Origin of the sequence: Floccifex porci, assembly GCF_009696175.1 — a bacterium.
GTDB lineage: Bacteria > Bacillota_I > Bacilli_A > Erysipelotrichales > Erysipelotrichaceae > Floccifex > Floccifex porci.
The window spans coordinates 104877-116456 of record NZ_VUMM01000001.1 but is presented as its reverse complement, the minus strand read 5'-3'; the positions used below and the strand labels follow the sequence as shown (position 1 = coordinate 116456).

The 11580-nt window shown below is 30.1% G+C and carries 12 protein-coding genes and 1 pseudogene; 2 read left to right on the top strand and 11 right to left on the bottom strand.

What is annotated here, in order from left to right; translation table 11 throughout:
• Positions 1–21: 21 nt before the first annotated feature.
• The 3 genes from FYJ50_RS00510 to xerA form a co-directional block, all read right to left on the bottom strand.
• A complete protein-coding gene (locus FYJ50_RS00510; protein ID WP_154459083.1) occupies positions 22–873 on the bottom strand; it encodes a GIY-YIG nuclease family protein in 852 nt (283 codons plus the stop codon).
• Between the two features lie 87 nt (positions 874–960).
• Complete coding sequence (locus FYJ50_RS00505) at positions 961–2145, bottom strand: restriction endonuclease subunit S (protein ID WP_154459082.1); 1185 nt, start codon at positions 2143–2145, stop codon at positions 961–963.
• A gap of 11 nt (positions 2146–2156) precedes the next feature.
• Positions 2157–3146 (bottom strand): site-specific tyrosine recombinase/integron integrase, encoded by a 990-nt coding sequence (gene xerA, locus FYJ50_RS00500; protein WP_154459081.1) that lies wholly within the window; start codon positions 3144–3146, stop codon positions 2157–2159.
• Here xerA and FYJ50_RS00495 point away from each other — a divergent pair.
• The gene (locus FYJ50_RS00495; RefSeq protein WP_338082978.1) at positions 3134–3901 is read left to right on the top strand and encodes a restriction endonuclease subunit S; all 768 of its coding nucleotides are present in this window, start codon (positions 3134–3136) and stop codon (positions 3899–3901) included. The genes xerA and FYJ50_RS00495 overlap by 13 nt on opposite strands.
• On the opposite strand, the gene FYJ50_RS00490 is transcribed toward FYJ50_RS00495, so the two are convergent.
• The 4 genes from FYJ50_RS00490 to FYJ50_RS00475 all read right to left on the bottom strand — a co-directional run bounded on the left by FYJ50_RS00490 (position 3898) and on the right by FYJ50_RS00475 (position 8294).
• Complete coding sequence (locus FYJ50_RS00490) at positions 3898–4398, bottom strand: restriction endonuclease subunit S (protein WP_154459079.1); 501 nt, start codon at positions 4396–4398, stop codon at positions 3898–3900. The two genes, FYJ50_RS00495 and FYJ50_RS00490, sit on opposite strands and share 4 nt — an antisense overlap.
• Positions 4388–5896, bottom strand: a complete 1509-nt coding sequence (locus FYJ50_RS00485; protein ID WP_154459078.1) for a type I restriction-modification system subunit M — start codon at positions 5894–5896, stop codon at positions 4388–4390. Before FYJ50_RS00485 ends, FYJ50_RS00490 begins: the two co-directional genes overlap by 11 nt.
• Before the next feature lie 112 nt (positions 5897–6008).
• Positions 6009–6536: a hypothetical protein gene (locus FYJ50_RS00480; RefSeq protein WP_154459077.1), complete on the bottom strand. Its 528-nt coding sequence runs from the start codon at positions 6534–6536 to the stop codon at positions 6009–6011.
• Between the two features lie 3 nt (positions 6537–6539).
• Positions 6540–8294, bottom strand: coding sequence for an N-6 DNA methylase (locus tag FYJ50_RS00475; RefSeq protein ID WP_154459076.1), 1755 nt, complete (start codon positions 8292–8294; stop codon positions 6540–6542).
• 147 nt (positions 8295–8441) lie between these two features.
• On the opposite strand from FYJ50_RS00475, the gene FYJ50_RS00470 reads away from it, so the two are divergent.
• Entirely contained in the window at positions 8442–8648 is a 207-nt protein-coding gene (locus FYJ50_RS00470) for a helix-turn-helix domain-containing protein (protein ID WP_154459075.1), read from the top strand.
• Between the two features lie 48 nt (positions 8649–8696).
• Here FYJ50_RS00470 and FYJ50_RS00465 read toward each other — a convergent pair.
• The 4 genes and pseudogenes from FYJ50_RS00465 to FYJ50_RS00450 all read right to left on the bottom strand — a co-directional run.
• A pseudogene (locus FYJ50_RS00465) lies at positions 8697–8921 on the bottom strand (IS3 family transposase); the annotation flags it as partial.
• 894 nt (positions 8922–9815) lie between these two features.
• Positions 9816–10820 carry a LacI family DNA-binding transcriptional regulator gene (locus tag FYJ50_RS00460; RefSeq protein ID WP_154459073.1) on the bottom strand — a complete coding sequence of 335 codons (1005 nt, stop codon included), beginning with the start codon at positions 10818–10820 and terminating at the stop codon, positions 9816–9818.
• Positions 10821–10844: 24 nt separating this feature from the next.
• A complete protein-coding gene (locus tag FYJ50_RS00455; RefSeq protein ID WP_154459072.1) occupies positions 10845–11186 on the bottom strand; it encodes a hypothetical protein in 342 nt (113 codons plus the stop codon).
• Positions 11170–11568, bottom strand: a complete 399-nt coding sequence (locus FYJ50_RS00450) for a hypothetical protein (RefSeq protein WP_154459071.1) — start codon at positions 11566–11568, stop codon at positions 11170–11172. Before FYJ50_RS00450 ends, FYJ50_RS00455 begins: the two co-directional genes overlap by 17 nt.
• Between the last annotated feature and the right edge of the window lie 12 nt (positions 11569–11580).

Here is an 11580-nt window from a genome sequence, read left to right as displayed (position 1 = left end):
TTGAATCAAATTATCATTTGACTATTCTTTATTCTCTAATTCCTTTAGAGTAATACCATTCTTATTTTTCCAATTTCTTGGGCCACTTAAACTATATCCAGCAACAAAATCAACAGCTGCTGATGAACTAGAAAATAATATATCTTTGACTGTTTTATAATCCTTGACTGAATCAGATGCCAAAAGTTTATTTCTAAGAGCTATAGCACCTTTTGATAATGATTTCTCTGACACTTTTTCATTTATAATAGCACCAGCGAATATTACGAACCCTTCAGTAGTGACAATACCTTCAGCATATGCACTACCAGATTTAAAGTATAATTTCTCATCATCCATTTGTGATGTAGGCAATTGATGAGTAATTGGCTCAAGAACTTTAAATCCTAAAGTATTAATTAGGATTTTAATGTTATTAAGGAATTCTTCCATGACAGAAATTTGTGATTCCTTCAAAACAGTATTACTATATGTATTTTTTGTAAGAACTTTATATCTTTTACATTCTTTAGTTATTTGTACTAGTCGATCTTCTAAATATCTAATTAACGCCTTGTTTAAATCTCTACCAGTAAAGACTACAGCAGTAATCCAATAATATTTTTCTTTATCGTTATTATAATCTTTAATATGCTGTTTAAGTCTTTCTTTAACATTTTCTGATTCTCCTATATAAACGGAATCCGTTCCATCATCTTCTTTGCAAAATAAGAAATATACCCCTGGACTATTAATATCTTCTCTAGTACACTCATTTACTTCTATTCTTGGTATCTTAATCGCTTTACCATTCCAGTTTGATAATTCTGCAGTTATAATACTTTCCGCTGTTCCGTTTACCAAGAACAGTTCAATAGCTTTTCCATAATTCATTATTTTACACCTCCAATAGAATGTTAATCATTTTTATGTTTTTCATATATTCAACTAAATCAGCCTCATAAACAATAATTTAGCAGCTTAAATATTCGAAACGTCAATCTCGCCAGACATTAGTTTTGGCAGAAGAATATCCCTGATTTCTTTCAATTTACTGTTTTCGATGGCAATAAAGCGCATTTGGGCATATATAGGTGCAACAGTACTTTGAAATGTATTCAGTTCTTCTTCAGTAGGTATAATGACTTCAAAAAACAAAGTGTCTTTTGGCGTGGTTCTCTGTCGGCTGCCTGTGGATCCAGTCACATGACTACACATAAAATTGGAGAAAGTATCACTATTAATAACAGAATATAGGTAATCTGTCATAGATTCTTCTTTGGCTTTATATACAATAAATTCTGTTGAACACACGGCATTGTCTGTTATACAATATGGCCTCCAAACCCTTTTAGTCGTAGGATTGAGTTTTGAAATCATAAAGCATGAATCATCAATGATGAATTTATTGCTCTTGATTTCTGATGAAAATTCAAATACCGGAAACTTCGTGTCATCATATGCAGGAATGCTGTAATGTTCAAGTAACGTTTCAGGTTCTTTTAATGGATTAAAACTTTTGTTACTGATATTTGCAACTTCGCCCAATGATACCTTTTTCCATCCCGTAGGTAATGAATCTATATTTTCAAACAGATTCTGATAAATAGCACGGGCTTGTTGCTCTAAATTATTGTTTATTCTATTATTAAGTTTAATTTTTTCGTCGATTATAGACAAAATTTCAACCATCTTATCTTGTTGTTCTTTTGGAGGTATTTCTACAACCATATCACCTAATGTCTTCGCGTTTATATTTCCCCTTGTACTTCCTGTTGTGAAAGATTGAATCCATCCTCTATATTTATCTGAAAGGCAAAAATACTTAATAAACTTTGGATTCACTTTAGTTGGGTCTATGCTGAATTTTATTAAAAAACCAGCATATACAAAAGTCCCATCTGATCCATCGTAAAAATAATTTCTACCTGTACTTGCACCTGTTCTTGCAAAAACTATATCGTTTGGTTTAAGTAAATATTGCGAAGCCTTATCATCATCAACAGATTTTAAACCATCAAAATTAATTGTTCCATCATCATTAATGTCTGTTATTCTAAGGTAAGTATATAAGTCTTCAGAGTAATCAACCGCTGAAGCTGCTATACCATAATATCCTTTATTGTCTACTGATAACTCTCCTAAAGTTGTTTTTTTCAATTCCATTTTATTCACTCCTAACTTATATACTTCTTATGTGCTATTTTCACATTACTTTGCTTTACCATTGCGTATTGCAATGTTGTATCTATCTTTTGATGACCTAACAGATGCTGCAACTGCTCTATAGGCATCCCTTTATCAATAGCCATAGTGGCTAATGTTCTTCTAAACTTATGAGGATGAACTTTATGTATATTGAGTTCATGTCCTATATTACGAAGCATTACTTCTACACCACCAATATTTAAACGGTTATGTGGTTCTCTTAAACTTACGAATAATGCCTCATTGTTATCATTTCTAGATTCAAGATACTGTTTTAAATGTAATTTTGATTGAGCATCAAAATATACAATACGTTCTTTATCACCTTTACCTAAAACAATGCATTCTCGCTCATTAAAATCTATATCATTCCTATTTAACAATACCATTTCGCCCACACGCATACCTGTTGAAGCCAATAAATCAATAATCGCGAGATTTCTTAATTCTTCACAGTTATCACGCATCTTTTCGAGATCTTCATCAGTAAAAGTTTCTTTAACAGTTTTACTAGTTTTAATCTTATGAATTCTTCTAATAGGACTTTTAATAATATAATCTTCAGTTTCAAGCCAAGAAAAGAAACTAGATAAGATTCTACGAACATTATCTACTGTAACTTTGCTTAGTTTCTTCTCATTTTGGTATGTCATTAAATATTCTCTAAGATCATCTGTTGTTATATGTAACAACTCTTTATTAATATTTAATAACATTTTGTTGATTGTCGCTTCGTAGTAGTTTAAAGACTTTTCAGAACAACCTTCTATTCTTTTTGCATTGATAAATGCATTTAAAATATCAGAATTTGTTAAATCACTATTTGCGTGAGAATTATTCTCAACAACATCATATTTTTCAAGAGATGTTGTTAAAACTTCTCTTAACATATCTAATTGTTTATTATCCAAGGAACTTAACATACCTTGCATAATACTAATAATTAATTTTTCTTTCATGTAATCCTCCTATAGTACAGAGAGAATTACTTTTTCAGTGGCTTCTCCTTTTTAATAAACTTCTGCCACTGGTAGAAGTTATTAATATAAACAATAATTTATTTGAACAAATACAAGCTATTTATCGTCATAGTTTTGTTGATTTTTATAATGATTCACGTATAACTTGTCGTGCTGATGAATATTTTAAGGTTTCTATTGGTAAAACACCACCAAGAAAAGAACAACATTGGTTCAGCAATAATCCTAATGATATAACTTGGGTATCTATTTCTGATATGGGTAATTGTGGATTATATATTAATAGTAGCTCAGAACAATTAACAAAAGAAGCTACTAGCCGACACAATATAAAGATCGTACCAAATAACACAGTGTTGTTAAGCTTTAAATTAACAGTCGGTCGTGTAGCAATTACCGATGGTGAAATGGCGACAAATGAAGCTATTGCTCATTTCAAAACAGACAAAAAAGAAATTACAGAATACTTATACTGTTATCTTAAATCTTTTAATTACCAAACTATGGGCAGTACTTCATCTATAGCTACAGCTGTAAATTCTAAAATCATTAAAGGTATGCCGTTTATAATACCTACTGATAGTGAGCTAAAACAGTTTCACAATATCGCTAAGCCAATTTTCGATAAGATCAAGGAGAATCAACATGAAATCGAAAAGCTATCTTCAATCAGAGATGCTCTTTTACCTAAGTTAATGTCTGGCGAAATTGATGTCTCAGAATTAGATATCTAATATGCTAAATTATTGTTTATTTGATTATTTAACTCTATTTTTTGATCAATAACAGTCAAATATCTAGCAATTTTTTGTTGAATTTGGTTATCATTAGGAATCTCAACTTCCAATCCACTAATATCGTTTCTATTAACAGACCCAAAAACTGTTCCGCTTTCTTTATTAATTAATTGTGGAATATAGTATTTCATTAAATAGTATAAGAATTCCTGATTTCCATTTTTCATTCTAAGCGAACAAACACCTCTGCCAAGGCACATTTCAATAGGAGTAATATTTAAATCTCCCACAGGAGCTCTTACGCTCATAATTACATCACCAGGCTTAGCTATCTTTGTAGTAAGAGTAGTATATGTATCAAAAGTCGGATATTTAAAACCAAAAGTTCTATTTCCTTGTAAAAACGGCATTCCTACTCCATTGTTATTATAATATTGAGATTTTGGTGACTGTCCCATTGTAATATCACAAATGTCAGATAACTTATATTTCATACCCAATTGCTCCTAATTTCTCACGAATTTCTTCTTCTAATTCATGAGATTTCATAAACAAATCAGATAATTCAGATGTTAATCTTGTCATTTTTTCTTCGAAAGGTTCACCGTCAACTTCTTGTTCTTCGATACCCACATATCTACCTGGAGTAAGAATATAATCTTGTTTTTTTATTTCTTCTAAATCAGCAATAGCACAGAAACCTTTAACTTCTTCCATTGTTCCATTTTGGAAAGCTTCAAATGTATCTGCTATTTTCTTAATATCTTCATCAGTAAAATCTCTATGTTTTCTATCCACCATATGTCCCATTTTACGAGCATCGATAAATACAGTTTTACCTTTTTGTTTTTTATTTTTAGAAATAAACCATAATGTTACTGGAATTGTAACACTATAGAATAATTGTGTAGGCATTGCTACGATTCCTTCAACTAAGTCTGCTTCGATAATATTCTTTCTGATATCACCTTCACCAGATGTTTGAGTTGATAAAGCACCATTTGCTAAAACTAACCCAATTTTCCCATTTGGTGCTAAGTGATGAATCATATGTTGAATCCAAGCATAGTTGGCATTACCAGCAGGTGGTAAACCATACTTCCATCTAACATCATCTGTTAACTTTTCTTGGTTCCAAGGATGATAGTTAAATGGTGGATTAGCTAAAATAAAGTCAGCTTTTAATTGAGGATGTAAATCATTAGTAAATGTATCTGCTTGATATGGTCCAAAGTTTGCATCTATACCTCTAATAGCCATATTGATTTTAGCCATTTTCCATGTATCCGCATTTGCTTCTTGACCATATACAGAGATTTGATCTCTTTTACCACTATGAGCACGAATAAATTTCTCACTTTGAACAAACATCCCACCTGATCCACAAGCTGGGTCGTATACTCTACAGTTGGCAAAAGGTTTTAGTATTTCAACTAATGTTTTTACAATACTAGATGGTGTGTAGAATTCTCCTCCACCTACACCTTCTTTTTCAGCAAATTGTTGAATGCAATATTCATATGTTCTACCTAATAAATCTTTACTATCATCAGTATCATCCATATCAATATTATTAGTAAAAATATCAACTACATCTCCTAAAACTGTTTTATCTAGGTCTGGAGAAGCATAATTCTTTGGCAATACATTCTTCAATACTTTGTTTTCTTCTTCGATTGATCTCATTGCTTTGTCAATTACAATACCAATTTCTGGTGTATGTGCAGCTTCAGCAATAGTATTCCATCTAGCTTCTTCTGGTACAAAGAAAACATTTTCCATTTCATATGCATCTCTGTCATCTTCAAATCCATCGCCTTCTTGTACTAATTCGTTATATCTTCTTTCAAAAGCAGTACTTATATATTTTAAGAAGATTAGTCCTATGATTACTTTTCTATATTCGGCAGCTGGAATATGTCCCCATAAGACACATGCAGCATCCCAAATTTGCTTTTCAAATCCAATGTTTGCATTTGTTTTTTCTGGCATATTTAATTCTCCTTTTTCATGAATTCAAGTTAATGATATTATACTCTATTTTATTACTCGAATCTTAACTGATTGTGACTTAATATGTGTCTCTCATATTTTGGAAACAAATTTATGAGATATATCCTTTTTCAATAGCATTTAGTAAACATTCTTTGAATCCGGATTTCGTTAATTTCAATTCATTTTTTCCCGATTTTAAAATTGGTGGATATCCTTCTTTATTTTCTAAAGCAGAAATCACACTCCCATAATTACCTTTTTCATATCCCGAATGACCAATCGGTCCGAATATAACAAGACTATAATTTGGATTATATTGCATTTTTTTATAGTTGTATTTTTGAGCACTTTCATAGTCCAGACAAAATTCAAAACGTTCTTTGCTAATACCTAGTCCTTTCGCAACAGCTGCAAATACACTCTCTTTTACTTCACTACCTCCAACTACAACAATTTTCCCAGTTTTATATGGACTATATATTGGTTGTGAAGAGATAAGTCCTGCAAGTCCTATCATTTCAAGAAATTCAAATAATTGGCCTTTTCTATTTAGTAAGGAAAGAATTCCTGTCATGTTTTCATTGAATTCTACTAATAGTTTTTCTTCTAAATTCAGCAATTCTAATGTGTTTAACAAAATCTAGTCCTCACTTTCTGAAATAAAAACTTCCTTAAGTTTACTATATGCTCTTTCTAATTTTATATTTAACATTCTGATTTCGTCTTCTAGTGCTGCGTATTTTAAAGCAATCTTTTCCTGTTCTTCCAATGCTGGACACGGTATTTTCAATTCTTTCAAATCTTTTAATGGAATATTTGGAATCGTAGAACCAATTGCAATTGCATTCAATGCTGCACTACCATATTCACTCTCAAAATATGCTTTTAGATAATACGGGTTAATTTTTTCTTCATCTAATTCAAGAATGTACAAATTCCCATTTGCAAGTATTTTTCGCTCATCTAAATTTTCAACTACAGCAACTTTAAAAGGTTTCCCATTTTTTGAAATAACAATATTGTGATGATTCAAGCAGAACTTTTCATATTTTTTATTGATTTCTGTAATGTATGGTAAATTATCATCTATCATTCCATTTTTTATATTCCCTAACATCAAATATTGATATTTTGTTTCTTCAGTAGAACTAATTTGATCTAATTGCGCAGCTGAATATGTTGCACCACGTCTTACTGAGATTAAAACATCATCAATTTTTGTTAGATTCTCAAATTTAACTTCTTCTTTTAAATATCTTTTTATATTCAACGAATAATTTTCTTCGACTAGTCTTTCATATTCAATGAACTTACTGTATTGAGATTCGTTTTCGTAGATATTGATTATCTCATCAACGTTTTCCTTACTAAATACATTTTGACGTCTTCCTTTTACATACAACTTAGAAGCATCTACAAATTTCACCTTTTCATCGCTTTTATATTTATTCAAAACAATCAATGCGCTTGAAATACCAGTATAGTCAAACATCATAGCAGGAAGTGCTACAATTGCTTCAATGTAATTATTCTTTATTAAAAATTCTCTAATTTTATTATCAATTGCATTTGACAAAGGTCCATTTACCATGATACAAGCTGCACGCCCTTTTTTAGATAAAGTACTTAATACTGATAATACAAATAACCAACTATCCGACATGTTTGTAAAATCAGTTCCAAATAACTTGTTGTATTCAGTTATCATATTATCTTTGTTATATTTGTTTAGCCTGAATCCTAATGGAAAATCAGAGAAAACTTTATCATGTTCAAATTCAAAATCTAGGTCTAGAACATTTTTTTGAACAATTTTAAAACTATGATCAAGTAATGCTGATTTAATCTTCGCAATAGCACATGACTCTGTAGATAAGTCATAACCAATATACTTACACTTCTTTTCTGCAAAACAATTACTAATTAAAAAATCCCCTTTATTACAGCAGAATTCTGCTACTGTTTCTCCATCTTCCACAGAAAGAATTCTATTAGCTAATTTTATAATCGAAGATGGTGTATTAAAGTTACCATTCATTGGATCATAATCTTCTGGCATGAATGAAGCATTAAAGAAAGCTTCAGCACTAAACTGATTGCCTCTACTACATAACTCATTCCAGATGTTCTCATTAAAATATTCATCTAAAATAGCTTTGATATCATAGTTTTCTTCATCAAAGATTTCTTTATATGATACACAATCATTTGTATTCCCATATTTATACATAAGATATAAAGCCAAATGGATTGCAACTCTATTTTTCTTTTCTTCACCTTTTAAGCAAAAAGAAACTTGATTTCTTAGAGAACGTAATTCCATACGTTCCTTTTCTGTTAATTCATCATACGTTCTATATAGCATACTACCTCCGATTTGGTTATCGATAACCATTTGATAATTATATTATATACGTGATTTATGTGTTGTCAATGGTTATTTATAACCATTTTTATTTTTTTTCATTATGTGTTTAAATATTAAGTTTTAATGCCCTTTGCTCTATTTCGAAGTATTTCGCATTTTTTATACATTAAGCTTATGAACTATTTAAAATATATATACAAAATAAGAAAAGAACACAAATTGACGCAAAAAAAGGTAGCTGAACACCTTGGCATAAGCCAAAGACATTACAGCTACCTTGAAAATGGTGACCGACATATGAAAGTTGAATATGTTATTGAATTAGCTAGACTATATAAGATATCTATTGATGAACTGCTTGGATTTACACTAGAAGATTAAGCATTTCTTTTATGAGAGGGAGTGCGGACTAATTCTTGGACCGTTTTTTCAAGCTAATCCCAGACTTTTTCTGTACTCCATGGGACTCATAAAACCCAACGATGCTTTTAATCTTTTCGTATTATACCATATGATGTAATCGTTGATAATCTGAATGAATGCTTCAATTGTTACTCCGGCAAAATTTCTACCATAAAACATTTCATTTTTCATTCTGCCGAAGAATCCTTCACATGCCGAATTATCTGATGAACAGCCTTTCTTTGTCATCGCCGGTCCAAGAATTAGTCCGCACCTCCGCCTGCATTAATTTTTGTGTAATAAGCACTGCTTTCGTAATGTCCACTAGGACTCCTTTTTAAAACAATATTATTTATATTTATGTACTAATACGCTGTAGTCCTAGTTCCCAATGAATATAAGTTTGAATCATCATCCCATCTAGAATCATACAGAACTTCAACATACATCTTATCATCAGGAATTTTAGTTATTATTCTAACATCATTACAAACTTAATAAAGATAATTACAAAAATAACCCAAATAGATATTCAAAAAATATATACGGGAGAAACATATCATTCTTTTGAAAAAATCGTATACTGGATTTAATAACTTTCCTGCATAGATTGTAAAAGTAAATGTATATTCAAACAGAAATAATACTCGCAAATATTTACTGCCATTAATACAACAGGCATATCCACTCTAAAATTTAAACTTTTGGATTAAAATAATTTGATTTAAGACAATTAAAATTGAACAAACAATTATTGTTATCGTCATAGAAGACAAAGAAGAATGCATATGATTAATTCCTTAATTTTTATTATAGTCAATTCATATAATAATCTATAAACATATTTTGACATATCGGTTGTGTGAAGTACTTTTTTTATTTGTAAATTTTAATGAATAGCTTTTTATATCTATTTAAAACACATTAAGATTTCACAAAAAATATTCATTACCTAAAATATAATAAATTTATAATTATAGAAAAGAAATTTGAACTCAGCATTACTACATATTTAAATACCTATTTTTTTAATTTTCTCATAATCATTATAATTGTATATTTCACAATACTTTTATTAATCAAAGATTAATTGAATACTCTTTACGCTATTATAACTTTAGTGAAATAAAAAAAGTGACTCTAATGTCACTTTGTTGTTTGTCTTGGAATAAAGGAAAAACTCTGTTCAATAAATCTAGGTTTTCCACTGTTCTGTTCCATTAACATTTTCTGCAGCAAACGCATCGCAATAGTACCCATATCATATTCTGGTAAAGAATATGCAGAAATATTTGGTCTTACCATAGTCAAATATTTATTATTCAGAATGCAGATCAATTCTGAATCTTCTGGTATAGAATATCCTGCTTCTTTTAATGAATTCATTACAGCAACTGCCTGAGAGTCTCTAAAAGAGACAATCAATTGACTTGGTTTATTCTTTTTAAAGAATTTTGATAAATAGATATACGAATTTTTATAAGAATCATCAAAAGAAATATAGTTTGTAAATTCCATACCTTTGTCACGATAAGCTTTTTCAAATCCCTGTTTCAAACGATTCATCATATACATATTTAACTTATCTTCAACTAAAGAAATATCAGTAATTCCTTTATCAAAATAGGAATTGACCAGATCATAAGCCAATTTTTCAAAATCCACATAAACATTGGCTACATTTGGCAAATCTGTTTTATGAATTTTACTTCCAACAATAACAATTGGAATTTGGTAAACCAGTAAAGCTTCCATTTCATCCTGTGTAAAATCATCATTAAATAAGATTACACCATCTACATGACTTTTTATAATGGATTCTACAATATCACTCATCTCATTAATTCCTTTAGAGATTACATGAAACATTATATTATAGTGATATGTACTTGCGATATTCATCAATCCATTTAATATTTTCGCATTGTAAGAAATCAGTCTTTCTGACATAACAATGGAAATTGTTGTTGTCTTGGATAAAGCTAAACCTTGAGCAATCGCATTGGGTTTATATCCTAGTTTTTCTATTGCCTGCTGTACACGGATGCGTGTGTCTTCGCGAACAACATTGCTGTCATTGATTACACGACTTACAGTTGCTAAAGATACATCGGCTTCTTTTGCGACATCATATATTGTAATACGTTTCATTTTTCTTCCTCCTTTTCTTAAATTCTATTTTGTTATATAGCCATACTGAATATATCGCGATGTATTGGATAAAAATTCTTTATGATTATCAAATGCGTCATTTTCAGACAACAACATTGTTTTTTCTTTTGTTTCATACAGGATTCGAATCAGCTCCTGTTTAGATTTAATTACCATAAGTTTTGTCTGGTCTTCGTTTAACTGATGAATGCTTCGATTCATTTCTTCAAAAATGGAATATAATTTACGTTTTGATTCTTTAATGACTTTAATATTTTTTAAATTGTCTTTTTCATATAGAGAATTCAGATCTTCCAGCGCTTCTTTTTGAAGCTGACAGACTACTTCATCAAGATTCAGACTCATTGCTTGGATCCTCTTTGACTCTATTTTTTAATCCTTCCATTTTTAAATGAATTGCTTCTTTCCAAGATCCTTTATTTTCATTGACAAATGATCTAATATTTGAAACACTTTCTTTTGTATTATCGACTACTTTTTTACATGTCTGTTTTGCTCCTTCGTGCAACTGGTCAACGGTATGAGAAAGATCTTCTGCTGTTTTTAAAGGTGCATCCAGTTTTTTCACTTGTTCATCAACAGTGGACAATGTTTTTGTTACTTCTTTTAAAGTGATAATAAGTTCTTTTACAAATAAAATAATATATACGAGTAATACAACACCTAATACAGGGAGAAGACATTTGGCAATGAAAGAGACCATATATAATAATTGTTCCATCGTCATAATTTTCACCTC

Coding starts and splice junctions, on each gene's coding strand:
- FYJ50_RS00490 (WP_154459079.1), bottom strand. CDS start 4,398: ATGAAATATAAGTTATCTGACATTTGTGATATTACAATGGGACAGTCA.
- FYJ50_RS00450 (WP_154459071.1), bottom strand. CDS start 11,568: ATGACGATGGAACAATTATTATATATGGTCTCTTTCATTGCCAAATGT.
- FYJ50_RS00505 (WP_154459082.1), bottom strand. CDS start 2,145: ATGGAATTGAAAAAAACAACTTTAGGAGAGTTATCAGTAGACAATAAA.
- FYJ50_RS00485 (WP_154459078.1), bottom strand. CDS start 5,896: ATGCCAGAAAAAACAAATGCAAACATTGGATTTGAAAAGCAAATTTGG.
- FYJ50_RS00470 (WP_154459075.1), top strand. CDS start 8,442: ATGAACTATTTAAAATATATATACAAAATAAGAAAAGAACACAAATTG.
- FYJ50_RS00455 (WP_154459072.1), bottom strand. CDS start 11,186: ATGAGTCTGAATCTTGATGAAGTAGTCTGTCAGCTTCAAAAAGAAGCG.
- FYJ50_RS00510 (WP_154459083.1), bottom strand. CDS start 873: ATGAATTATGGAAAAGCTATTGAACTGTTCTTGGTAAACGGAACAGCG.
- xerA (WP_154459081.1), bottom strand. CDS start 3,146: ATGAAAGAAAAATTAATTATTAGTATTATGCAAGGTATGTTAAGTTCC.
- FYJ50_RS00475 (WP_154459076.1), bottom strand. CDS start 8,294: ATGGTTATCGATAACCAAATCGGAGGTAGTATGCTATATAGAACGTAT.
- FYJ50_RS00460 (WP_154459073.1), bottom strand. CDS start 10,820: ATGAAACGTATTACAATATATGATGTCGCAAAAGAAGCCGATGTATCT.